This is a genomic window from Stenotrophomonas sp. GD04145 (assembly GCF_029835135.1).
Taxonomy (GTDB): Bacteria; Pseudomonadota; Gammaproteobacteria; order Xanthomonadales; family Xanthomonadaceae; genus Stenotrophomonas; species Stenotrophomonas maltophilia_P.
On record NZ_JAODZG010000014.1, the window covers coordinates 26,426 to 51,305 of the forward strand.

Here is a 24,880-nt window from a genome sequence, read left to right on the forward strand (position 1 = left end):
CCTCGGTCGAGCGGGGTCGGGTCCGTTTTCCATCGGAGAACGGCTCTGACCCCGATGTTTGCCGGGGTTGCCGCCAGCGGCCGGCACTACCGCAGGTGCCGGGCGCAATCCCGCCAGCCTCTCCCACGCGCGGTATCATCCCTCTGTCTTTCGTAACCGGCGATGCCGATGTCCCTTGCCGCCGATCCAGCGCTGCCGTCTTCCGATACGCCGACAATCCGACGCCGTGAGGCAGCTACGCCGGCTGCATGGCCGGAGGGAACGCTGCCACTGCTCGCACGTATCTATGCCAGCCGTGGCGCGGGGACGCCGGAACTGGCGCTGCCGAAGCTGGGCAATCTGCATGCCCCCGAACTGCTGACCGGCATCGACGCTGCGGTCGACCTGCTGGTCGAGGCCATCGCCAATGACAAGCGCATCCTGGTGGTCGGCGATTTCGACTGTGATGGCGCTACCGCCTGTGCGGTCGGCGTGCGCGGCCTGCGCATGCTCGGCGCACAGCATGTCTTCCATGCGGTGCCCAACCGGATGGTGCACGGCTATGGACTGTCGCCCTCGCTGGTGGAGGAACTGGCCGCGCTGAAGCCGGACCTGCTGGTCACCGTCGACCACGGCATTGCATGCCATGCCGGCGTCGCGGCCGCAAAGGCGCGTGGCTGGCAGGTGCTGGTCACCGACCATCATCTGCCGGGCCCGCAGTTGCCTGCGGCCGACGTGATCGTCGATCCGAACCTGGATGGCGACGCATTTCCCAGCAAGTCGCTGGCCGGTGTCGGCGTGATCTTCTACGTGCTGATGGCGCTGCGCCGGCGGATGCGCGAGGCCGGCGTGTTCGCCGATGGCAAGGGCCCGGACCTGACCACGCTGCTGGACCTGGTGGCGGTCGGCACCGTCGCCGACCTGGTGGCACTGGATCCGAACAACCGCGCACTGGTCAGTGCGGGCCTGCGCAGATTGCGTTCGGGGCAGGGCTGTGTCGGCCTGAAGGCGCTGATCGAAGCCAGTGGGCGCGACGCGGCGCGGCTGACCGCGACCGACATCGGCTTCGCCCTGGGCCCACGCCTGAATGCCGCCGGTCGGCTGGTAGATATGGCGCTGGGCATCGCGCTGCTGCTGACCGAGGACCCGCGGCAGGCGCGGGAGATCGCGCAGACGCTGGAGCAGATCAATGCGGAACGCCGCGCCGTGCAGCAGTCGATGACCGACGACGCGGAGCAGGCGCTGGCGCGGGTCGTGCTGGATACCTCCGGCCAGCGGCCGGTGGCGGCATGCCTGTTCGATGCCGAGTGGCATCCGGGCGTGGTCGGTCTGGTGGCCTCGAAGATGAAGGATCGCCTGCACCGGCCGGTGATCGCCTTCGCGCCGGCCGAGCCCGGTGCCGACACCCTGCGTGGCTCCGCGCGTTCGATTCCGGGCCTGCATATCCGTGACGCGCTGGCATTGGTCGATTCACGACATCCCGGCCTGATCGAGCGCTTCGGCGGTCACGCCATGGCGGCCGGCCTCAGCCTGCGGCTCGATCATGTCGACGCCTTCAAGGCGGCCTTCGTTGCCGTCGTGCTGGAGATGCTCGACCCAGCGGCACTTCAACAGCAGGTGCTCAGCGACGGCGAACTGGCAGCGGACGAGCTCGACCATCGCCATGCCGATGCGCTGCGCCTGGCCGGTCCCTGGGGGCAGGGCTTCCCGGAGCCGCTGTTCGATGGCCATTTCGAGGTGGCCAACTGGCGCGTGCTGAAGGAACGCCACCTCAAGCTGGAACTGCGCCTGCCTGGCGTGCCTGGCACGATCAACGCGATCCATTTTGGCGGCTGGCACGGCAATGCGCCGAGCCGCCATGTGCATCTGGCCTATCGGCTGGCCTGCGACGACTATCGCGGTGGTAGCGCCATCCAGCTGATTGTCGAGCATTGCCTGCCGGCGTGAGGCAGCGTTCGCGCACTCCCGCCGGGGCCACCGTTGGCGACGGGGTCGCGGGGAAGGAAATGTGAGGAAATTCGCAGTTCCTTGAATTTCCTTAATGAATTCATCTCTTTATCCAGAGGCAAAAGCGTCAAAAAGCTGGCGCATGTCACCTGCCGGTGGCAAAGTCGGGCCACGACCAACATGGGACGACGGAACGCCCGATGTACGCCGAATCACTGCTTCCCGGCGCCGCACTGCAGCGCCTGCACCAGGACCGACGCCTGATCCGCGTCGAAACCGCTCTGGATCCGGACACTTTCCTGGTCAAGCGTTTCGAGGGCAGCGAGGCGGTGTCCAACCCGTTCGCCTACCGTATCGAACTGCTGTCGGTCCAGCCGCGGCTGGAACTGAAACAGCTGGTCGGGCAGCCGCTGCGCCTGCAGCTGGGCGATGAATTCGGCAACCGCAGCGTGCACGGCTACGTTCGCGAGTTCGCCAGTACCGGCCAACAGGCCCAGTTCAGTGCCTACCGGGCCGAGCTCGCGCCCTGGTTCGCCTTCCTCGATTACACCTGCAACTGCCGGATCTTCCAGGACCGCAACGTGCTGCAGATCATCGAGGAGGTGTTCCAGGGCTACGCACAGCTGGCGAAGTTCCGCTACGACCTCAATGCCGGCAAGCTGCCGCCGCTGCCGTACTGCGTGCAGTACAACGAGTCCGATTTCGCCTTCGTCAGTCGCCTGCTGGAAGATGCCGGCCTGTACTACAGCTTCGTCCATGACGAAGAGGGCCATACGATGGTGATCAGCGACGATTCAACGCTGAGCACCGCGCACGGCGAACCGCAGCCCATCGCGTTCGTGTCCGACCAGGGCACGTTGGCCAGCACCGGTCTGCACCGCTGGGGTGCACGCCGACGCGTCGGGCCCAGTGTGCAGACCCTGCGCAGTTTCGACTTCAAGCAGCCGGGCCAGACGCTGGATGGCAACCAGGGCAACCAGGTGCCGCTGGGCCTGCTGCCGCCGCTCGAGCAGTACCGCTACGACGGTGCGGCGCGTTTCACCAACAGCCGCATTGGCCAGGCGCTGGCGGCGGTGCGCAACGAGGAAGTGGCGTGGCCGACCAAGCTGTTCGAGTGCGCGGGCAACGCCGGTGAGCTCGACGCCGGCGCCTGCTTCGAACTGGAGCGGCACCCGGATTTCATCGGACGTGACGATACCGACCGCAGCTTCTTCGTGGTGAGTGTGCAGCGGGAAGGCCATAACAATTTCGCCGCCGATTTCGGAAGCGCTGAAGCCCCGAGTGTCGAAGTGCAGGCCGAGGTGCTGCGCCGTCGTATCCCCTACAGGCCGCTGCGGCGGACGCCATGGCCACGCATGCCGGGTCCGCAGACCGCCACCGTGGTCGGTCCGCCGGGGGAGGAACTGCATGCCGACCGCTACGGCCGGGTGAAAGTGCAGTTCCATTGGGACCGCCAGCTCGATCGCCGCGAGAATGCCTCGTGCTGGATCCGCAGTGCGAGTCCGTGGGCAGGCGCCGACATGGGTGGCGTGTCGCCGCCGCGCGTGGGCCAGGAGGTGATCGTCGATTTCCTCGATGGCGACCCGGACCGCCCCATCATCACCGGTCGTGTCTACAACGAGGACAACATGCCGCCGTTCGGCATGGAGGTGAGCGGCCTCAAGTCGAAGACGGTCAAGGGCGCGGGCTGGAATGAGATCACCATGCATGATGGCGCCGGTGGCGAGCTGCTGAACATGCGGGCGCAGCGTGACATGGTCACCACCGTGCTCAACGACCAGAACGCCAGCGTCAAGAACAACAAGTCCACATCGGTGTCGGTCAACCATCGAATGGACGTCGGCGCCAACCAGGACATCAGCGTGGGCGGCAACCGTGGCATCACGGTCACCGGCACCGACACGCTCGGCGTTACCGGCACCCGCACCACCAATGTGACCGGCGCGGTGACCGAGAAGTACGAAGCAGGGGAAACCAAGACGATCTCCGCGGCCGGCTATACCGAAACCATCACCGGCGACTTCAAGACCACCCTGACCGGCAACTTCACCAGCCAGCGCACCGGCACGTGGACCGAGACCGTCACCTCGACCTCCAGTCGCACGGTTGGCGGACTGGTGACGGAGACGCTGAATGCCGCGCGGGAGGTGACCATTACCGGTCATGACAAGCGCAGCGTGCAGGGCAAGGTCGACGACAGCAATGTCGGCGAGCGGGTGATCGATGTCACCGGCAATTTCAGCCAGGATGTGACCGGTACGCACAGCCAGGGCTCGGATGGCGCGATGAGCCTGGAGTCGGCGGTCAAGCTGTCCACCAAGGTCGGTGGCTCTGTCATCGAGATCACCGACAGCGCCATCAAGATCACCGCCGGTGGCTCGGAAGTGGTCATCGACGCAGGCGGTGTGTCAGTCAACGGCAGCGAGATCAAGCTCAACTGCTGAACAGCACGGGAGATACACCATGCAGGACACCCCCATGCTGCGCGGCCTGAACGCATTGCGCGACGCCTGGCTGGAGGCCAGCGCCGACAGCAGCAGGCGCCTGTTGGTATGGCGTCTGCCGGCTGCCGCCAGCCGCCTGCTGGCCGCGTTCTTCGAGATGCAGCGCAACGACGCAGGGCGTGATACGCCGGATTGCTTCCTGCGCATCGATACCGCCTATGAGCTGGGCTTCCGTTACAGCCGGCAGGTCAAGCAGGATCTGCTCGACCGTTATCTGGCCAGTCAGGACGAGCTGCGCGCGCAGCAGGTGCCGCTGGGCTGGCGTGGCCCGAGCGAGGCGCATCCGGACAGCGCGCAGGGTGTGGTCGATGTGCTGGAGAGTTTCATCGACCATCACGGCGAGCATCTGCGCCTGCTGGCTGCCGTGCTGGAACCGGAGCGTTGCGTGCCCGGTGAAGGCTTCGAGCGCTGGCTGGATGCGGCGCTGGCCGCTGCGCCGGGAGAGCGCCTGCGACTGGTGCTGGTGGATACCGAAGAGGACCCGCGCTGGCAGCCGCTGCTGGAGCGTCATGCCAGGACCGCACGGGTGGTCACCGCACCGGTCGACATGTTTGCGATTGCCCGGGATACCGCCGCGCAATCCGGTGGTCGCGGTCCGGAAGTGCTGTACCGGCAGCTGCTGGCGGACCTGATGCTGCTGCTGGAGCGAGGCAGTCCGTCGCAGGTGGTGGCCCGCGCCGGACGCGCGCAGGGCCTGGCGCAGCGGCATGGCTGGCAGGACCAGCAGTCGGTGGTGCAGATGATGGTGGCTGGTGCCTGGCTGAAACATGGCGATCACAGCCAGGCGATCAACAGCTACCGGCAGGCACGCAGCGCCGCCGAAGGTGCACGTGCCAGCGGCAATCCTGCCGCGCCGGAACTGGTGATGCAGAGCTGGTTCGGTGAAGCGGGCTGCTGGTTGGCGGCCAAGCAACCCGAGCGTGCGGCACACACCTACCTGCAGGCATCCGCTTCCGCAGCCAGCATTCCGCACCCCATGTTCGCACTGGAGGGCCAGCGCATGGCGGGCTGGTGTCACGTGCAGGCGGGCCAGCGAGAGGCGGCGCGCACGCAGCTGCTGGAGGCGATCCGCATCGCCAAGCCGCTGGCGCCGGCCGACCGCAAGGCGACGACGCTGCCCCAGGCACTGTGGGATCTGCTGCAGCTTCAGGACGCACGACGCTGCGAACAACTGCGGCAGGTCGCCACTGACTACCTGCAGGCCAGCACCGGCCTGCTGGAGAAGGCGGACGCGCAGGGGCGCGCACTCGGCCCGCGTCCTCCGCGTCCGGCGCTGGATGCCATCGACGCCGAGCTCGATGCCGCGCTGGAGCGCGGTTTTCATCGTGCGCAGCAGGAACGCGAGCGGCTGATCCAGGGCGGTGACGAATTCTTCCGCAAGATCGTGGCCGTTGGCCGTGATTTCCTCGACCCGGGCTGGAACGGCCTGCCGGCGATCGAACACCCGCTCGACCACGAGATTCCGGTGTGGAGCGAGCCCCCGGCGATGCAGCCGCTGCCCGATCCCAGTGGCCTGCTGCAGCCGCCCGTGGCCGCGCCTGCCGGGCCCGCCGTTACAGGAGTGGCTGTTGCATGAAGTCGAACAAGACCGTGGTGATGCTGGTGGCCATCGTGCTTGGCATCATCGTCGTGACCTGGATCAGCGCCGAGTACCGTGACGAAGTGAAGGCGTTCCTGCGCGCGTTGTTCCGCGCCTTGTAAAGCAACAGGGAGTGTTGCCGTGAGCATCGCCGCCAAGCATTTCGATCCGCAGTTGGGTATCGACATCCACATGTATGCGGTGCCGCCGTGCCCGCTGCCGACGCCGCACATCGGCCTGGTGCTCGATCCGTTCGACTACATCCCGTTCATCGGTTCGACCATCAAGGTCAACGGCGTGCATCGCGGCACCGCCGGTACCGGCGGCCTGGATATCCACATCCCGCTCGGTGTGTGGGGGCCGCCGTTGGCGGCACCGATGGGCCCTCAGTTCGACGGCGAAGAGATCTTCATGGGCAGTCGTACCGTGTCGGCCGATGGCGAGCCGTTCTCGCGGCTGGCGATGCCGGTGTTGGACTGCAATCTGGCCGGCATGATCAACCCGTTCCGGGTGAAGAAGCCGAAGAAGCCACTTCGGGCGATGTCACTGCCGACCGGCCTGAACGTGGCCATTCCCACCAGCGTCAAGGTGGGAGGACCGCCGACGGTGTCATGGACCGCGCTCGCGTTCCGCGCCGCCTTCGCCGGACTGGGCAAGCTGCGCAAGAGTGCGTTCTTCCGCAAGAAGATGGATGCCTTTGCCAATTGGCGGCGGGGCAAGTGGGGAAACCTGCCCTCGGGTTTCCTGAAGTGCAAGGTGCTTCGCGCCGAGCCGGTGGACATCCGTGATGGCAGCGTGGTGGTCAACCACCAGGATTTCGATGTTCCGGGCCGCTTGCCACTCACCTGGCAACGCAGCTACGGCTCGCGCCACGCGGGCGCGCCGGGTCTGTGCGGCGCGGGTTGGCAGACGCCGGCAGACATCCGCCTGGAGCTGCTGGCCGACGGCAGCGTCTGGCTGTCCGGCCCCGACCAGGTCGCGTTCTTCCCCGAGCTGCCGCCCGCCGAGGGAGAGGCCGGGGCGATTCTCGATTTCGTCGATGGCGCGCGCCTGCTGAGGCGGCGCGGGCAGTGGCGGGTGCGCTTCAAGAACGGCCTGCAGTACGTGTTCGGTGGCGAGCTGCCTGCAGGTGTCAGCGCGCTGCCCAATCCACAGTCCTGGCCGATCGAGCGCATCGAGGATGCCCACGGCAACCACTGGCGGTTCGAGCGTCGCGACGGCCATCTGGTGCGCATCGTCGAGAGTGGCATCGGTGACCTGCAGGGCCGCTTCATTGAAGTAGAGGCCCGGCACGGTCGCATCGACCGCATGGCGCTGCATGACCCGGCCACCGGCCTGGTGCATCCGCTGGTGAGCTATCGCTACAGCGGCGAGGGTGACCTGCTGGCAGCGGTGGATGCGCTTGGAGCTCCGCGCACCTTCGCCTACGAACAGCACCGCATGGTGCGGCACACCGACCGTGTTGGCCTGTCGTTCCATTACGCGTTCGACGCGCAGGGCAGGGTGGTGCACTCGTGGGGCGACGGCGGCCTGTACGACTATCACTTCGAGTACGACGCGCTGCTGCGCGAGACCCGGGTAACCGACTCGCTGGGCCACCTGAGCGTGGTCAAATTTGACGAGAACCAGTTGCCGCTATGCGAGATCGATCCGCTCGATGGCGTGACGCTGTTCGAGTACGACGATTTCGGGCGGACCGTGGCGGTGACCGATCCGGAAGGACTGCGAACGGCGTTTGCCTATGATGCGCATGCCAACCTGGTCTGCCTGACCCGCGCCGATGGCACGTCGATCCAGATGGAGTACGACCTGGACGACCACATGGTGTCGTTGCGTACGCCGGATGGTGTCGACTGGCAGCAGACCTACAATGGCCAGGGCCTGCTGGTCAGCCAGACCGATCCATTGGGTGCAACCACCCGCTTCGACTACGACGCACAGGGCCAGTTGCAGGCGCAGACCAATGCACGGCACGCGGTCACGCAACTGCGCTATGACCGTCATGGACTGGTGGCCGCGGTTATCGATGCGCTGGGCCATCAGAGCCGGTTTGAGCATGATCCACTCGGCAACCTGCTGCGCCAGGTCGACCCGCTGGGGCAGGTCAGCCGCTACGAGTACGACGCCAAGGGACGCCTACTGGCCACCGCTGGCCCCGACGGCAACGGTGTGCGTTGCGAGTATGATGCCGAAGATCAGCTGCTGCGCTATACCGACGAAGCGGGCGCGCAGACGCGACTGCAGTACGTGGGCATCGGACAGATCAGCAAGCGCCTGCAGGCCGATGGGCACAGCGTGGAGTACCGCTACGACACCGAAGAGCAGCTCATCGCGGTCATCAACCAGCGCGGCGAAACCTATCAGCTGGTGCGCGACGCGCTGGGCCGCATCGTCGAGGAAGTGGACTACTGGGGGCAGTCGCGGCGCTATACCTATGACGCGGCCGGACGACTGACCGCCACCGTGGATCCGCTGGGCCAGCGCATCGCCTTCACCACCGACAAGCTCGGGCGCATCACCCGCAAGACGCTGCCGGATGTACGCCATCCTGGACAGCAGGTACAGGAACACTTTGTCTACGACGTGCAGGGCCAGATTGTCGAGCTGCGCAATCCGGTGCGTACAGTGAAGCGCCGGTATGACCCGCTGGGGCAATTGCTGGAGGAACTGCAGGACGGGTTCCGCGTCGGCTATGCCTATGATGAAGTAGGCAACCGCGTACTGCGCGAGACCGCTGCCGGCAATCGGTTAGCGTTCGGCTACGACTTGCGCGACCAGACCGTATCGGTGGCCATCAATGACGAGCCGCCGATCTCGATGGAGCGCGACGCGCTGGGCCGCACCACGCGCGAGCAGCTGAGCCCGCAATTGCAACGCGAGTTCACCTACGACAGCCGCAACCTGCTGACCTCACAGTCGGTGTTGAAAGATGCCGCCCCGTTGTTCGAGACGCGTTACGACTACGACCGCAGTGGCAACCTGACCAAACGTAGCGACAGCGCACAGGGCGTCGATGAGTACCGCTACGACGCGATCGGGCGCCTGCTGCAGCATATCGACCCGAAGGGAAGGGTCGAGCGCTACTTCAACGATCCGGCCGGCGACCGGCTGCGCACCGAAGTGAAGCAGGTGCAGGCGCGCAAGGTGGTAGGCGGCGACGACGACGACCTGACCACCTGGACGCGCGAAGGCACCTATCAGGGCGTGCACTACGTGTTTGACCGGGCGGGTGATCTGGTGCGCAAGGGCGCACCGCAAGGGGATGCGCCGGATGACCTGACGCTGATCTGGGATGCCAACCATCGGTTGGCGGAGAGCCGCCGCAACGGGCAGTCAACGTACTACGGCTATGACCCGCTGGGGCGGCGGGTGTTCAAGCGCAACCCGACGCAGACGACGTGGTTCTTCTGGGATGGTGATGCGTTGCTGGGCGAAGTGCAGCAGGCCAATGACGCCGAAGAGGCGGCGCCGGTGTGGGTGGGGAATGTGGGCAGCCTGGTCGAGGTACGGCGTCGGCAGCGGCAGCTGGAGAGGCTGCATGAGCGGGTGCGGGAGTATGTGTACTACCCGGGTACGTTTGTGCCGTTGGCGTTGGTTGTAGAGCGCTCCAGCAGGGGCGTAAGCGCAACTAGCAGTGCTCCAACTCCCGCAGCGAGCGGCGCAGATGCTCTGCTACATCGTAATCGTGCTTCAATACCAGTGAGTTCCACAGTTGGGGCCAGTAAACGCGGTATCGGTTTGTTGGGCGGTGGAGCATCATTGGGCTCAAGTGGGTTAATCATTGCCGCCGAGGTGGTCGAGCGCGGTGAAAAGCCACCCGAGCCGCTTCACAGTGAAGCGGCATTTGCCGATCCCGTTTCAAGCCTAGTGGGCGAGCTGGGATCTTCAGGTGCCAAGGTCAAGGAAAACCAGCCGGGCAAGGAGGTATGGGTCTATCAAGTTGATCCTAATGGACGGCCCATCCGGCTGCTTTGTCGCGACGGGAGGTGCGGCTGGTCAGGCTCGTATGATGGTTGGGGCAAGTTGCATGAGGAACGCTTCGATGACGGGGTTCACAACTTCATCAGATTCCAAGGGCAGTACGCGGACCTTGAAACCGGCCTCCACTACAATAGATATCGCTATTACGATCCGCACGCGGGTTCGTATGTTTCAGAGGATCCAATTTCTATTGCTGGTGGAGTAAACATATATGGATATGCAAGGAATCCGTTTCGCTGGTTTGATGCGCTGGGGCTCTATGTAACAAAAACACTTGCTGAGTGGTTGAAGGATTACCCAGATCTATTGCAGGAGGCTAGGGATAAATTCAAGAGCGCGCCTGAGTGGCAGGGCATCGACCCGGATAGTACGCCCGTGTTCTATCGGCCGAAATCGGAAGTGGACGTTATTCGCGCTAAACCTGGAGAATCCGGTGGCCATCATCCTCACGGCTTGGCGCTGGGTGGGCCAGAGGGGCAGGTACTAACGATTACGAATGAAACGAGAAAGATTAAGAATCCGAATCATAGTGCTGCAACTGGATTGCAGAGAAGAATAATAAATGTGATAAAGGCGCAGTGTAGGAGCTGATATGAATATTCTGTATTCGAATTTCCTGGATTTTCTTGTGGGAAAGGGCTGGATTTTGGTTGGTAGGGATGGTGGTGATGGATCGCCACCTGTTATCGATGATTCGATAAATGCAGATGTTCCGGCCTTTTACTTGGAGTTTCTTTCGAATTTCACATCGCTCTCGAACAAGGATGAGTCACGGTGGTTCGTCTCAATCGAGGAGTTTGCGGGTGCCTCGGATGGCGCGTTCTCCTGGGATGAGTTTGAGAAGATGAGTATTGACGCTGCAATGACGGATGCTGATGGCGAGGATGTTCGAAAGTTCTGGGCAGAGTATTTGCCGATTTTTATGGCGGTCGACGGAGACTATCAATTCGTTGGGCTGGGCCGGAGCTCTGGGGCGGTTGTGCACGGCGTTGAGCCCGAGTTTGAAAGTGTTACTAGGCTTGCCGAGACATTCGACGAATTTCTCACTGCGGCGATGAATGGCCAGTACGACGAACTATTCTTTGGGCGCTAGTTGCCGGGTGCGCACCGGCAGCATCCGCTGGCGCGCAGACGCGGATGCAGCACGTGGGCATCGGCCAGATCGGAAAGCGCGTGCAGAAAGTTGTTCTGATGCATGGCAGACACGAAGCAGCATTCCCGACTCCGGGTGCTGAGCTGGTGTTCTTCAACGCCCCTTTCAACACTGAGAGGCTCGCCCGGATCGAGCAGGTTCACCTCTGGTCACCTCCCGGCGACAAGCTCGAAGCGCTTCCGGAGATCCTCAGGGAAATGCGGGGTCTCAAGACGCTCAGCATCGGGCCGGGATCGATCGCACCGTCGATCATGGATGGACTCGAGGAGGGGCTTCTGCCTGAGAGCATCGAGGCATTGAGCATCCATCTTGGCACGGGGACGTTGGCCTGGCCGGGCGTTGTGCTACCCAATCTGAGGACGCTGTATGTCGACGTGCCGGTGCGCTTCGACACATCAAGCTTCCCCGCGTTGAAAGTACTTATCGCTCTATCCAGACAGGTCATTGAAGAATCTCAGGCAGGCCCTGGCCCTGCCTCTGGAAGAACTGAACATTCTGAATGTCCCCGTGGATGGTGAGATCTTCAACATCCTGTCTGCATCGGCTGGTGGCCTCGAACGCCTGGGACTGTTGGGTGGCACGAAGCTGAAAAGCCTCGATGGCATCGAGACACTTGCCGCGTTGACGTCGGTATGGCTGAAGAATCTGAGTTCGCTGACAGACATCCGTGCACTGGTGGGGCTCGAGCAGCTCAAGAAACTGGATATCCAGTACTGCAAGAAGATTGCCAACATCGAGGTCATCAATGATCTTTCCGCGCTTCGTGAGTTGACGCTCGTGGGTTGCGGAAAGGTGGGTCTGAAGAAAATACAGGCAAAGATCGAATCGCTTCAGAAGCGCACCATCGGGGCGACGACCTAGCCACATTGCATGTGCGGTGCCGGTCTGCTGAGCCAGGTGGATCGGTGCCGCTGCGCACCATCCGGCGGGTTGTGCGAGGCGGTACCGGTGCCCCGGGGACCGCGGAAGCCAGGTGTTCGGGGAAATCGCTCGTCGCGGCGTCGATCCGTGCCCGCTGAAACTGCATGAGGTTCATGCGTGACTGAAACTGCATTCTCCCGCGTTTATGCCTCGGGTTCGTTGGAGGTGAGTGCCCAGGTCCTTCGGGATTTCGGACTGGAACCGTCGACGAGTGAGCTGATGCTTCGGCTGGGGCTTCCTTCACGGCTGCCGGGCGATGTACCTGTTGTTCAGTTCGAAGTGCCCCACGTGGTCGAGATCGATGGCACCGGACTTCTGGCTATCGCGCGAGAGCCATGGGGCGAGGATCTGCTGCTGTGCCTGTCGGCGAGTGGCGAGGTACTTGCCGTGGGCGATGGCGGACGTCAGATCGTGAATGGACGCCTGTCGAGCTTCCTTGGGTTTCTCGAAGCGTATGAGGCATTCCAGGCCCAGGCAAAGGCGGATGATTCCGGTCCGATGGTCTACTCCCAGGCGGAGATGCAGGCCCGGCTGGAGGCATTCGAGCGGGGTGAGATTCCCAAGCGCTCTGCAAAGCCGCGATTCGATCGCAGTAGGGCGATCAGGACGCTGGTGTCGGAGTGGAGGAGGCTTGATGCCGCTGCACTGACGGAAGGGTCACGGTGGTCAATTGTTCTGGAACAGATCCAGGATGGCCTTGTTTGAGATGTCGGTCCTGTAAGGCGACATTCGGGCAGCAGAATCCGGACGACCACTGGGTGGCGTCCGGCAGCAATATCTTCCAGAGCCATCGCGGACGATCACCCGATCAACCCCGATCCGGCCTGCCATGCGTTGAACAGTTCGTCCTCGCTCTGGAGACGTACCATGTCGCCCGTCCTTCGTCGTGTGCTGTGCCTGCTGGCGCTGCTGCTCTGTGCCTTCACCACGGCCGCCCAGACCCACGGTCGTCCGGCCGTCCGCCCGGTTCGTGCGGTCCCGTTGCTGCAGGTCGCGGGCGCCGAGCAGCCCATCGTGCTGAGTCGGGCCTCGATCGAAGGGGAGGTCCAGGCGGGTATCGCCCAGACCCGCGTCACGTTGGAGTTCCATAACCCCAACCGCCGGGTCATGGAGGGCGAGCTGCAGTTCCCGCTGGCTGATGGCCAGCAGATCACCGGCTTCGCCCTGGATATCGATGGCCAGTTGCGCGAGGCGGTGCCCGTGCCCAAGGACCGGGGGCGTCAGGTGTTCGAGGACATCGCGCGTCGCGGCGTCGATCCGGGCCTGCTGGAGCAGACCGCCGGCAATCAGTTCCGCCTGCGCGTCTACCCGTTGCCCGCCGGCGGCAGCCGCCGTGTGCAGCTGGTGCTGCGCGAACCGCTGGCGTTTGCCGGCCACGGCTGGCAATGGATCTTGCCGTTGCAGTTCGCCGCTGGCGCGGCCTCGGTGGAGCTGACCTTGCAGGCGCCGGATGCGGCGACCACGAGCGCAGGGCCGTTCCGCTTCACTGAGGGGCAACTGCATTGGCAGGGCCGAGGCGCCCTGTTGCCGGCGCAGCTGCAGTGGACGCTCCCGGCATCACGTCAGGCACGGGTACAGGTCGCACCGTGGCAGGACGGTCACTATCTGCTGGCACAGCTGCCGGTGCCGGTCGATAACGCGCCGCGTACGCTGCCGACCGATATCGGCCTGCTGTGGGATGGCTCCGGCTCATCAGGCCGGCGTGACCGTTCGCGGGAGTTTGCACTGCTGGACCGTTACTTTGCTGTGCTGGGAAACGGCACGGTCGCGTTGACGGTCCTGCGTGACCGGGCCGAGCCGGTGCGTCGCTTCCGTATCCGCGGCGGTGACTGGTCGGCATTGCGGCAGGCGTTGCAGGCCGTCCGCCCGGATGGCGCCAGCGCGCTGGCGCAGTGGCAGCCGCAGGCAGCCGTGAAGGAGTACCTGCTGGTCAGCGACGGTCTGTTGACCTACGGCCCGCAGGTGTTGCCGACGCTCGCCGCCGACCAGCGCCTGTTCGCGGTCAGCAGTGCGGGCGCACATACCGATGTCGTTCGGCTACGCGGTTGGAGCGAATCGCATGGCGGTCGCTTCGTCGCCCTGGGGACGGATGTCGATGCCGCTGCACGCGAACTGCTGTCTTCGCCGCTGGACGTGCAGGTCGATGCGGGCCGCGGTGTACAGGACGTGGTGATCGACCGTCGCAGTGAAGCCCAGGGCTGGCTGTGGCTGCACTCGCGGCTGGCGGCGGACGGCGTGCCGATGCGGGTCCGCGTCGGCGGCCAATGGCTGGCGCTGCCCGCGACACAGACGAGCGGCAATGGAGAACTGCTGGCCGGCCTGTGGGCGCAGGCGCGGCTGCAGCAGCTGGCCGCCGACCGTCGCGGCAACCGTGAGGCGATGCAGCGCCTGTCGCAGCAGTTCGGTCTGGTTGGTCCGGATACCTCGTTGATCGTGCTGGAGACGCTGGACGATTACCTGCGCTACGCGATCCGGCCTGCCGGCGCGCTGCGGACCGAGTACGACGCCCGCTTTGCACGCGTGGTCGCTGACCGCAGCGCCGCCGAGCGCCGTCGCCTGGACGACATCGCCGCACAGTGGCAGGAGCGCCGGGAGTGGTGGCGCCGCAGCTGGCCGAAAGACACGCCGCCGCAGTTGCAGGGAAAGGCGTTGGACAGGGTTGCCGTCTCTGCTTCGGCCGCTGCGCCGGTAGCGATGCTGGCGGCCGCACCTCCCGCGCCCGCACCGATGCTTGCGGCCGCGGAACGCGACGTCCAGGTGTCGCGTGCACGCGCCCGTCGCTCGGCACCTGCACAGGAAGCCGCACGCGATGCGAGCACGGGGAGCGGCGCTGCAGCGCCAGAGGCCGCAGCGAACAGCGGTGCGCTCGGCATCCAACTGGCCGCATGGCAGCCAGATTCGGCCATTGCCCGGCGCCTGCGCCAGGGGCCGTCCTCGCACCTGTACGACCGCTACCTGGCCGAGCGCGCCGCGCATGCCGACAGCAGTGCGTTCTTTCTCGACGTGGCCGATCTGTTGCTGGAGCAGGGGCAGCGGGATCTGGCCCTGCGCGTGCTGTCCAACCTGGCCGAGATGGACCTGGACAACCGCCATCTGCTGCGCGTGCTCGGCTACCGCCTGATGCAGGCCGACGAACCGATGCTGGCGGTGCCGGTGTTCGAGCAGGTGTTGGCGATGGGCGAGGAGGAGCCGCAGAGCTTCCGTGATCTCGGCCTGGCCCTGGCGGCGGCGGGCCGGCCACAGCAGGCGCTGGCGCCGCTGTACCAGGTGGTGACGCGGCCCTGGGACAGCCGGTTCAACGGCATTGCACTGATCGCGCTGGACGAGCTGACCCAGCTGGTTGCACGCAGCACGCCAGGGCTTGATACCTCGGCCATCGACCCGCGCCTGCTGCAGCCGATGCCGCTGGACCTGCGGGTAGTGCTGTCGTGGGATGCGGACAACAGCGACATGGACCTGTGGGTGACCGACCCGAACGGCGAGCGCGCGTACTACGGCAATCGTCTGACATACCAGGGAGGACAGATGTCACAGGACTTCACCGGAGGCTATGGACCCGAGCAGTTCTCGCTGCGTGATGCCAAGCCGGGCAGGTACAAGGTGGAGGCCAATTATTTCGGCAGTCGCCAGCAGCTGGTGACCGGTGCCACGACCCTGATGCTGCGCCTGACCACCCATTGGGGCACGCCGAAGCAGAAGGACCAGAGGGTGACGATGCGGTTGAAGGATCGTGCCGAAACGGTGCTGGTGGGCGAGTTCGAGGTCAGATAGCGCCGAGCTCAGTTCGGGCAGGCTTGAGTCGGAGCCGGGCATGACCCGGCTCCACGCGATGGTGTCACGGTGCCGTCGCCGCGCCTGCCACCGAAGGCGATGGCGGATGGACGCGCAGGCCGAACAGGGGGCGCAGCCAGCGGACACGACGGATCAGCAGCTCGTGGATCAGCAGGCAGCCGGCGACGGTGCCGGCAACCAGCAGAGCCGGTTCCAGCCAGGGGCCGAGCTGAAGGGGCCGCAGCCAGTAGAGCAGGACGATCAGCACGGTCTGGTGCAGGATGTACCAGCTGAAGACCGCCTCTCGGCAGTAGTCGAGGCCACGCCACGGCTGGTCGAGCGGCACGCGGGCCCAGCCGAACATCGCCAGCAGTGCGCACCAGGTGTACAGGGCCCGGCCGACGCGCTCGGTCTGCGCCCATGGCAGCGACAGCACCGATGGATCGAGCTGGTCAAGGTCGGGCATCCGGCCCAGGGCGCGGATGCCGAGTTCGACCAGCAGCCCGATCACGGCCAGCGCCAACGTCAGGCGCCTGCCGCGCACGAGCAGGTCCCAGCCGCGTTGCCAGCGTGCGGCCCAGAAACCGGCCAGGAACAGGGGCAGGGATTCGGCATGCACGTAGAGGTCGTTCAGCAGCGCATGGGTGGGCGGCCACGCAGGCATCACCACCAGCAGGGCCCAGGCCAGCCAGAGCACCGGCAGCACCAGGCCAATGATCGCGATCAGGCGGTCATCGGGCCGCCATGACGGCAGCCGCGCCCACAGGGCCTGCATCGGACCGGCCAGCGCGATGGCCAGCAGGGTGTAGGGCACCAGGTACGCCAGATACCACAGGTGATTCCAGGCGAACCCGTAGGCTGCGCCGTCGAAATGTGCGCCCGGCCACGGCCGGAACTGCCAGTAACGCCACAGGAAGGCGCCGAGTCCTGGCGTCACATTGCCCTTGTCTACCGCTTCGCAATAGGCCTGCAGCGAGACGACCGCGACGATGCCGAACAACAGCGGCAGCAGCAGGCGTCCGCTGCGTTTCAGTGCGAACCGGGTGCGTCCGTGCCGCGGCAGCGAGAGGCCCAGAGCGATACCCGAGATCACGAACAGCAGTGGCATGCGCCAGCGGTTCAGAGCGATCATCGGCCACTGCAGCCACTCGGCGGTGTAGGCGCTCTTGAGATGGAAGCCCCAGCCATCCACATAGGCCATGGCCGCGTGGTAAAGGATGAGCAGGGCGAAGGCGAGCACGCGGAGCGTGTCGATGTCATGGCGTCGGGTCATGGCCGCAACCGGCAGGAAGGTGACGCCAGACTGCGTCCGCGAAGGTGGGGGCGTAAGCGGCAGGGGGCCACCGGTGCCGCGGTAGTGACCAATGGCGGGCGTGCCGGGATCAACGGGGAGGCTACGCTCGCTCCCTTGATGCACGCTGAGGGACCGCGACGAGATGGATGTCGCAATGGCTCAGGGCAGACTGCCGCGCTGGCGAACGTCAAGTCGTCTGCTGGTGTGGGCCGCGATCCTGTCGGCGACCGCAGTGACGAACGCGCTGGTGCAAGTGATGGATTCCGGGCGCCACGGCACCGCCCTGGCCCTGTGGGAGCCCCTGGTCTGGGAATTCAGCAGCGCCGGAGCGGTGCTGCTGACCCTGCCGCTGCTGTGGTGGGGGTGCCAGCGCTGGCCGTTGCATGTCGACACCTGGAGGCGCCTGCTGCCGCTGTACCTGCTGGCCAGCGTGGGGTGGTCGCTGCTGCACGTGGTGGGGATGATGGTGATCCGCCACCTCGCGTACGCCTCACTGGGCCATCACTACCAGGACGATGACGGCTGGTTGCAGCGCTTTGCCTACGAGTACCTGAAGGATGTCCGCACGTTCGCGTTGTTCGTGGCGCTGGAGCACCTTGCCGGCTGGTTCGGCCGCCGCCGCCAGGGTGAGGCATCCCTGCTGGCCGCGCCGGATGTCGGTCCGCCCGTCGAGCCGGTCGAGCGCCCGCAGCACTTTCTGGTGCGCAAGCTGGGCAAGGAATTCCTGGTCGCCACCGAGGACGTCGAGTACGCCCAGGCCGCTGGCAACTACGTGAATCTGAGGGTCCGCGGCCATGACTATCCGCTGCGGATCACCATGGCGGTGCTGGAACTGCGGCTGGATCCGCTGGTGTTCCTGCGGCCGCATCGCAGCTGGCTGATCAACCGCGGGCAGCTGCGCTCCATCGAGCCGCTGGATGGCGGCGAGGCCCTGCTGCACATGGCCGATGGGGCCAAGATTCCTTGCAGCAGGCGCCAGCTGCCGCTGCTGCGGCAGGCGCTGGCGGGAGGATAGGGGCGGGCGGACCTGCGGAGCGCCCGCCTCCTTCGTGCTTACTTCCTGTCCTTCTTGATCATCGCGTCGATGCGCGCGGCGCGGGCTTCCGAGCCGGGGTGCGACGACATCAGGCCGCCTTCGCTGGACAGCTTGCGGAACATGCTGGCCAGGGCTGCCGGATCATAGTTGTGGCGCTTCATGAACTGGTAGCCGTACTCGTCCGCCGCGCTCTCTTCCTTCTGCGAGAACTGGGCGTTGACGAAACCCTCGGCGAGGTCGCCGAGCTGGCCCTGGCTGAGCTGGGTCAGGTTGCCGTTGCCCGACGCTGCCAGGCCTTCGCGGCCGGCCGATGCGAGCAGCGCGGTGCGCATCTTGGTCTTGCTGTGGCCCAGCTTCACGTGGCCGATTTCGTGGCCGATCACGCCACGCACCTCGTCATCGCTGGCCATGTCCATCAGGCCGGTGTAGACGCGGACGCAGCCGTTGGCCATCGCCCAGGCGTTGACATCGGCGGTCCGGTAGACCTTGAAGTTCAGGTTCAGGCCGTCCTCGTTGGCGAGCCCCTGGGTGATCTTGGCCAGGCGCTGGGCATAGGGATCGTTGGCGGGTGCCAGCTGGTTCTCCTTGTCCATGTAGGCGCAGGCCTGGTCGGCGGCCGCCGAGACCTCTGCGTCGGACAGGGTCAGCGCCTTGCCGGCCTTCAGGCCGGTGCTGGTCAGGCCCTTCAGGTCGATGGCCGACGCATTGGCGGCCAGCAGGCAGGCGGCCAGGCACAGGGTGGAACGCATGATCTTCATTGAAATGGTGCTCCTTGGATTGGGATGGGCCGCGCGTCCCCCTGTTGCCGCGGCGGCCGGGAAGTCTACCGGCTTCAGCCCGGCCCGTGTCCAGCCGCCGGCCGGGCCGCTGGGGTGCCTCGCCGCCTGCCGGGCGCCTGCGTTATCATTGGCAGTCATTTTTTGAACGCACGACCGCCGACATGATCGAACTGAATCCTGTCCGCCAGCGCATCACCGATCTGACCGATCGCGTGCTGTCGCTTCGGGGGTATCTTTGACTACGACGCCAAGAAAGAGCGTCTTGAAGAAGTAACGCGGGAGCTTGAAAACCCCGACGTCTGGAACAACGCCGAGTACGCCCAGAACCTGGGGCGCGAGCGATCCAGCCTGGAAAAGACCGTGGGCGGCATCGCCTCGGTGCTCGATGGCCTGAAGGATGCGACCGAGCTGCTGGAGCTGGCCGAGTCCGAGCAGGACGAGGACACCGCGCTGGCCGTGGTTGCCGATCTGGACAAGCACCAGTCGCACGTCGAGAAGCTGGAGTTCCAGCGCATGTTCTCCGGCGAGATGGACAATGCCGCTGCGTTCGTCGACATCCAGGCCGGTGCCGGTGGTACCGAAGCCCAGGACTGGGCCGAGATCCTGCTGCGCATGTACCTGCGCTGGTGCGAATCGCGTGGCTGGAAGACCGAGCTGATGGAAGTTTCCGGCGGTGATGTGGCGGGCATCAAGTCGGCCACCCTGCGCGTGGAAGGTGACTATGCCTATGGCTGGCTGAAGACCGAGACCGGCGTGCACCGCCTGGTGCGCAAGTCGCCGTTCGACTCGGACAACCGTCGCCACACCAGCTTCACCTCGGTGTTCGTTTCGCCGGAGATCGACGACAACATCGACATCACCATCAACCCGGCCGATCTGCGCACCGACGTCTACCGTTCGTCCGGCGCCGGTGGTCAGCACGTCAACAAGACCGAGTCGGCGGTGCGTATCACCCACATTCCGACCAACATCGTGGTGGCGTGCCAGACGGGCCGCAGCCAGCACCAGAACCGCGACAACGCGATGAAGATGCTGGCCGCAAAGCTCTACGAGCTCGAGATCCAGAAGCGCAACGCGGAGAAGGATGCCGTGGAAGCGACCAAGTCCGACATCGGCTGGGGCAGCCAGATCCGCAATTACGTGCTCGATCAGAGCCGCATCAAGGACCTGCGCACGGGCATCGAGCGTTCCGATACGCAGAAGGTGCTCGATGGTGACCTCGATGAGTTCGTCGAGGCCAGCCTGAAGGCTGGCCTGGCGGTGGGGTCCAAGCGCGTCGATGCCTGATGCGCACGCCTGCGCCGATATCATCGCCTTCCGCAACGGAGGGCGATGATGCGCAGCGAGAGTGAACGCAGGGAGCTCGGCGGTTTCCTCAAGGCCTGCCGCGCCCGTGTCGACCCGGCCACGCTGGGCCTGCCGGCCGGGCGCAGGCGTACCCCCGGCCTGAAGCGCGAGGAAGTGGCGCTGGCGGTGGGGGTCAGTGTCAGCTGGTACACCTGGATCGAGCAGGGACGTGAAGTGCGTGCGTCGCCGGAAGTGCTCGAGCGCCTGGCCCGGGTATTGCGGATGAGCGATGACGAGCGCGCATATGCATTCGCGCTGTCCGGCTATGGCGTTCCGCTGGAGTCGCCAGATGAAAGCGTGACTGATGGCCTGCGCCAGCTGGTGGACGCGATGCAGCCGATCCCGGCCTACGTACGCAACACCCGTTTCGACATCCTGGCCTGGAATCCGGCCATTGCCGAACTGTTCGTCGACTACAGCCAGCTGGCGCCGCATGAGCGCAACACGCTGCGGCTGATGTTCCTGTATCCGCCTTATCGCACGTTGATCCTCAACTGGGAGGAGATGGCCCGGGGCCTGCTGGCCGGCTTCCGCGCGGCGATGGCGCAGGCGCAGGACAAGGCGCCTTTCCTGGCGCTGGCCGAGGACATCGCTGCCCACAGCGATACGTTCCGGCAGTGGTGGCCGGAGCATGATGTGCGCCGCTTCGATGAGGGGGCGAAGAAGCTGAACCACCCCACGCGCGGGTTGCTGGACCTGCAGTACGTGGCGCTGGTGCCGGAGAGCCGGCACGACCTGTCGTTGGTCACCTACCTGCCGCGAAAGTAGGTGGGGCGGCAGGGCTGCGCCCTGCACCCGCAGAGGCTTCAAGCCAAGGCAACAGCAACAGCAACAGCGTGCATTCCGTGGGATGGCGGGGCGGCGTCGAAGTGCGGGGACGCCGTGAACCCGTCCATGGGGGCTTGGCAGCCGCATCCATGCGGCTGACACCCCGCACTCCGACGCCGCCCCGCCTCTGACAATTTCCCGCGGCTGTGGGTGGGTGTCGACCTTGGTCGGCACATCTTTCAGATATCGAAATTCATTTGGAGCCAGATCCGTTCCGACAGATCGCGGGAAACTGTCGAAGGCGGGGTGGGGCCGATGGCGGGAGTGTCCGCGGCATGGATGCCGCGGCCAAGCCCCCATGGATGGGTTCACGGCGTCTCCCGCCATCGGCCCCACCCCGCCATCCCGCAGGAAACCAGCTTCTGCTGTGGCTTGGCTGTGGCTTGGCGTGGCTTGGGGGGCAGGGCGCAGCCCTGCCGACAACCCCATTCAGGCAGGTAAGTGCAGGTCACAGGATAAGCAGACGCCTTGTTGCGCGGCAGCTTCGGGTCCACATTCCTGACAGGAGACGGGCAATCGGCCCGTTGCCGAGACAACAGGAGCCCTGCATGTCCGCTGCCCCCGCCATTGCGATTTCCCTCGATCCGGCCACCGGCCAGGAAATCGCCCGCCATCCCTTCGTTACCGACGCCGAGCTGGAGGTGATTCTCGATCGAGGCCAGGCCGGCTTTGCCGCCTGGAGCGCGCAGTCGCTGGAGCAGCGCGCCGATGTACTGCGTGCGATGGCCGCGGTCCTGCGCCGCGACCGCGAATCGCTTGCGGCGCTGGCCACCGCCGAGATGGGCAAGGTCCATGCCGAATCGTTGGCCGAAATCGAGAAGTGCGCGGTGCTCTGCGAGTGGTATGCGGATAACGGCGCACAGTACCTGCGCGACGAGCCGACGCTGGTTCCCGATGACAAGGCCTACGTGTCCTACCTGCCACTGGGCGTGGTGCTGGGCATCATGCCGTGGAATTTCCCGTACTGGCAGGTGATGCGCGCAGCGGTGCCGATCCTGATGGGAGGCAATGGTTTCCTGCTCAAGCCGGCCGAGAACATCGTCGGTACCGCCCATCTGCTCGACGCCGCCTGGCGCGACGCGGGCCTGCCGGATGGCACCTTCATCGCCGCCAACATCAGCCGTGAGGGCACCAGCCGTGCCATCGCCGATGACCGCATCGCAGCCGTCACCCTGACCGGCAGCGTCGGCGCAGGCCGCAGCATTGCCGCGCAGGCCGGGCAGGCATTGAAGAAGGTCGTGCTGGAACTGGGGGGCTCGGACCCCTTCATCGTGCTGGACGATGCCGACCTCGACGCGGCGGTGGATGCGGCACTCGCCTCGCGCTTCCAGAACACCGGACAGGTCTGCATCGCCGGCAAGCGCATCATCGTCGAGGACGGCGTGTACGACCGTTTCGTGGCGCAGTTCTGCGCGAAGGTGCAGGCGCTGACCGTCGGTGATGGCCGTGAACCCGGCAACCGCATCGGTCCCATGGCCCGGCAGGACCTGCTCGAGCAGCTCGATGCGCAGGTGCGTGCATCGGTAGAGGCCGGCGCGCAGCTGCTGGTCGGCGGTCATCAGCTGGATCGTCCGGGCAGCTTCTATGCCCCCACGGTGTTGGCCGGTGTCGAGCCGGGCATGCAGGCGTTCGATACCGAGACCTTCGGCCCGGTGGCTTCGATCAGCCGCGCACGCGATGCCGATCATGCGGTGGTGCTGGCCAACCAGAGCGAATTCGGCCTCAGCGGCAACCTGTGGAGCGGCGATCGCGAGCGCGCGATGCGGTTGGCACGCAGGCTGCAGACCGGGGGCGTGTTCGTCAACGGCTTCTCCGCGTCCGACCCGCGCGTGCCGATCGGTGGCGTGAAGAAGAGTGGCTTCGGCCGCGAGCTGTCGCATTTCGGCATCCGCGAGTTCGTGAACGCGCAGACCGTGTGGTTCGACCGTCGTTGACGCACGGCTTGCATCCTTCCTGTAACGATCCACCACCAGTCCAGTGAAGAGGGACGGCATTCCCATGTCCAAGGGTTCAGATCTGCTTGTCGCGGCGCTCGAGAACGAGGGCGTCGAACGTATTTTCGGTATTCCCGGCGAAGAAAACCTCGATGTCGTCGAGTCGCTGCGCCATTCCAGCATCGAGCTGGTCATCACCCGCCATGAGCAGGCGGCGGTGTTCATGGCGGCCACCTACGGACGCCTGACCGGCAAGCCGGGCGTGTGCCTGGCCACGCTCGGCCCGGGTGCCCTCAACTTCACCACCGGTGCGGCCTACGCGCTGCTGGGGGCATGGCCGGTGATCATGATCACCGGGCAGAAGGGCATCGTCGCCAGCAAGCAGGCGCGCTTCCAGATCGTCGACATCGTCAGCACGATGAAGCCGCTGACCAAGCAGGCGCGGCAGATCGTATCGGCGCGCACCATCCCGACCATCGTCCGCGAGGCATTCCGTGTCGCGCAGGAAGAACGTCCGGGCCCGGTCCTGCTGGAACTGCCGGAGGACATCGCGGCCACTGAAGTCGAGGATGTGGCAATGATCCCGACGCATGCGGTGGATCGACCGATCGCCAGTCCCGAGGCGCTCGATCGCGCCGCGCAGATCATCCGGAATGCGAAGCGTCCGCTGCTGATGATCGCCTCCGCGGCGTCACGACCGCAGTCCAGCGACGCGCTGTCAGCCTTCGTACTGCGTGCCGGCATTCCCTTCTTCACCACGCAGATGGGCAAGGGTGCGGTGGCGGGCGGATCAGGCCTGTACATGGGGACCGCCGCGCTGACCGAACGCGACTATGTGCACATGGCCATCGACCAGGCCGACGTGATCGTCACCATCGGCCATGAAGTGACCGAGAAGCCGCCTTTCGTGATGCGGCCCGGCGGACCGACCGTCATCCACATCGGCTATTCGCAGGCGGCGGTCGAGCAGGTCTACTTCCCGCAGGTGGAGGTGATCGGCGATATCGGCCGTTCGCTGACCCAGCTGGCCGACCGCATCGAAGGCCAGGTGGCCCATGCCGATGCGCTGCTGCCGCTGCGGGCCACCATCCTCGACCATCTCGCCGACCGTGCCGAAGAGGCCCGGTTCACCCCGCAGCGGCTGGTCCACGACGTGCGCCGGGTGATGCCGCCCGACGGCATCGTGGCGCTGGACAATGGCATGTACAAGATATGGTTCGCGCGCAATTACCGCACCCAGGTAGCCAATACGCTGCTTCTGGACAATGCGCTTGCCACGATGGGTGCGGGCCTGCCTTCGGCGATCATGGCCTCGATCCTGTACCCGCAGCGCCGGGTGCTGGCGGTGTGTGGCGACGGCGGCTTCATGATGAACAGCCAGGAGCTGGAAACCGCGCGGCGGCTGGGGCTGAACCTGGTGGTGCTGATCCTCAACGATGGTGCCTACGGCATGATCCGCTGGAAGCAGGCGGTGGATGGCTTCACCGACTATGGGATGACCTTCGGCAATCCGGACTTCGTCAGGTACGCCGAGGCCTATGGTTGCAAGGGCCACGAAGTGACGGCCATCGAGCAGTTCATCCCGACGCTGGAGGCGGCGTTCAACGAAGGTGGGGTGCACCTGGTGTCGGTGCCGATCGATTACTCGGAGAACGAGCGGGTGCTGGTGGATGAGCTGCGCCGGGCGTTCCCGGGGAATGCCTGAGGTAGCGCCGGGCCACGCCCGGGGATTCCTGCCGACTGACCGCCGGGCATGGCCCGGCGCTACCGGGCCGTGGGCGCCGGCCAGGGCCGGGGCAGGGTGGTTTTGCTATGCTGTGCAGCCGG

The 24,880-nt window shown here is 65.5% G+C and carries 18 protein-coding genes; 16 read left to right on the top strand and 2 right to left on the bottom strand.

What is annotated here, in order from left to right:
* The first annotated feature begins 168 nt into the window (after window positions 1-168).
* The 10 genes from recJ (at window position 169) to N7367_RS09745 (ending at window position 15,835) form a co-directional block, all read left to right on the top strand.
* The gene (gene recJ, locus N7367_RS09700) at window positions 169-1,926 is read left to right on the top strand and encodes a single-stranded-DNA-specific exonuclease RecJ (RefSeq protein ID WP_279942267.1); all 1,758 of its coding nucleotides are present in this window, start codon (window positions 169-171) and stop codon (window positions 1,924-1,926) included.
* Window positions 1,927-2,126: 200 nt separating this feature from the next.
* Window positions 2,127-4,370 (top strand): type VI secretion system tip protein TssI/VgrG, encoded by a 2,244-nt coding sequence (gene tssI / locus N7367_RS09705; protein ID WP_279942268.1) that lies wholly within the window; start codon window positions 2,127-2,129, stop codon window positions 4,368-4,370.
* Between the two features lie 19 nt (window positions 4,371-4,389).
* Window positions 4,390-6,006: a hypothetical protein gene (locus N7367_RS09710; protein ID WP_279942269.1), complete on the top strand. Its 1,617-nt coding sequence runs from the start codon at window positions 4,390-4,392 to the stop codon at window positions 6,004-6,006.
* Entirely contained in the window at window positions 6,003-6,131 is a 129-nt protein-coding gene (locus N7367_RS09715; RefSeq protein WP_006441023.1) for a hypothetical protein, read from the top strand. Before N7367_RS09710 ends, N7367_RS09715 begins: the two co-directional genes overlap by 4 nt.
* Window positions 6,132-6,150: 19 nt before the next feature.
* Window positions 6,151-10,581 carry an RHS repeat-associated core domain-containing protein gene (locus N7367_RS09720; protein ID WP_279942270.1) on the top strand — a complete coding sequence of 1,477 codons (4,431 nt, stop codon included), beginning with the start codon at window positions 6,151-6,153 and terminating at the stop codon, window positions 10,579-10,581.
* 1 nt (window position 10,582) lies between these two features.
* Window positions 10,583-11,083, top strand: coding sequence for an SMI1/KNR4 family protein (locus tag N7367_RS09725; RefSeq protein WP_279942271.1), 501 nt, complete (start codon window positions 10,583-10,585; stop codon window positions 11,081-11,083).
* A 53-nt stretch (window positions 11,084-11,136) separates the two neighbouring features.
* A complete protein-coding gene (locus N7367_RS09730; RefSeq protein WP_279942272.1) occupies window positions 11,137-11,661 on the top strand; it encodes a hypothetical protein in 525 nt (174 codons plus the stop codon).
* Window positions 11,651-12,004, top strand: coding sequence for a hypothetical protein (locus N7367_RS09735; RefSeq protein ID WP_279942273.1), 354 nt, complete (start codon window positions 11,651-11,653; stop codon window positions 12,002-12,004). Before N7367_RS09730 ends, N7367_RS09735 begins: the two co-directional genes overlap by 11 nt.
* Before the next feature lie 177 nt (window positions 12,005-12,181).
* Complete coding sequence (locus tag N7367_RS09740) at window positions 12,182-12,769, top strand: SUKH-4 family immunity protein (protein ID WP_065175611.1); 588 nt, start codon at window positions 12,182-12,184, stop codon at window positions 12,767-12,769.
* A 162-nt stretch (window positions 12,770-12,931) separates the two neighbouring features.
* Window positions 12,932-15,835 carry a VIT domain-containing protein gene (locus N7367_RS09745; protein WP_279942274.1) on the top strand — a complete coding sequence of 968 codons (2,904 nt, stop codon included), beginning with the start codon at window positions 12,932-12,934 and terminating at the stop codon, window positions 15,833-15,835.
* A 64-nt stretch (window positions 15,836-15,899) separates the two neighbouring features.
* On the opposite strand, the gene N7367_RS09750 is transcribed toward N7367_RS09745, so the two are convergent.
* Window positions 15,900-17,108: an acyltransferase family protein gene (locus N7367_RS09750; protein WP_279942275.1), complete on the bottom strand. Its 1,209-nt coding sequence runs from the start codon at window positions 17,106-17,108 to the stop codon at window positions 15,900-15,902.
* Window positions 17,109-17,283: 175 nt separating this feature from the next.
* On the opposite strand from N7367_RS09750, the gene N7367_RS09755 reads away from it, so the two are divergent.
* Entirely contained in the window at window positions 17,284-18,144 is an 861-nt protein-coding gene (locus N7367_RS09755) for a LytTR family DNA-binding domain-containing protein (RefSeq protein WP_279942276.1), read from the top strand.
* Window positions 18,145-18,182: 38 nt separating this feature from the next.
* Here the strand turns inward: N7367_RS09755 and N7367_RS09760 are convergent, their stop codons facing one another.
* Window positions 18,183-18,923 carry a M48 family metallopeptidase gene (locus N7367_RS09760; protein WP_053519322.1) on the bottom strand — a complete coding sequence of 247 codons (741 nt, stop codon included), beginning with the start codon at window positions 18,921-18,923 and terminating at the stop codon, window positions 18,183-18,185.
* A gap of 86 nt (window positions 18,924-19,009) precedes the next feature.
* Between N7367_RS09760 and N7367_RS09765 the strand changes: the two genes are divergently transcribed.
* From N7367_RS09765 to N7367_RS09785, 5 genes are all read left to right on the top strand, one after another.
* On the top strand, window positions 19,010-19,183 hold the full coding sequence (locus N7367_RS09765) for a hypothetical protein (RefSeq protein ID WP_279942287.1): 174 nt from the start codon (window positions 19,010-19,012) through the stop codon (window positions 19,181-19,183).
* Window positions 19,106-20,231, top strand: a protein-coding gene (prfB, locus tag N7367_RS09770; protein ID WP_111186457.1) for a peptide chain release factor 2 whose coding sequence is annotated in 2 segments (ribosomal slippage) — window positions 19,106-19,180 and window positions 19,182-20,231 — 1,125 coding nt in all. Because the reading frame shifts where the segments join, the coding sequence is not laid out codon by codon here. The genes N7367_RS09765 and prfB overlap by 78 nt, the downstream gene beginning before the upstream one ends.
* A gap of 45 nt (window positions 20,232-20,276) precedes the next feature.
* Complete coding sequence (locus tag N7367_RS09775) at window positions 20,277-21,059, top strand: helix-turn-helix transcriptional regulator (protein ID WP_053519318.1); 783 nt, start codon at window positions 20,277-20,279, stop codon at window positions 21,057-21,059.
* 608 nt (window positions 21,060-21,667) lie between these two features.
* A complete protein-coding gene (locus tag N7367_RS09780; protein ID WP_279942277.1) occupies window positions 21,668-23,053 on the top strand; it encodes an NAD-dependent succinate-semialdehyde dehydrogenase in 1,386 nt (461 codons plus the stop codon).
* Between the two features lie 64 nt (window positions 23,054-23,117).
* A complete protein-coding gene (locus tag N7367_RS09785) occupies window positions 23,118-24,758 on the top strand; it encodes an acetolactate synthase large subunit (protein ID WP_279942278.1) in 1,641 nt (546 codons plus the stop codon).
* Window positions 24,759-24,880: the final 122 nt, after the last annotated feature.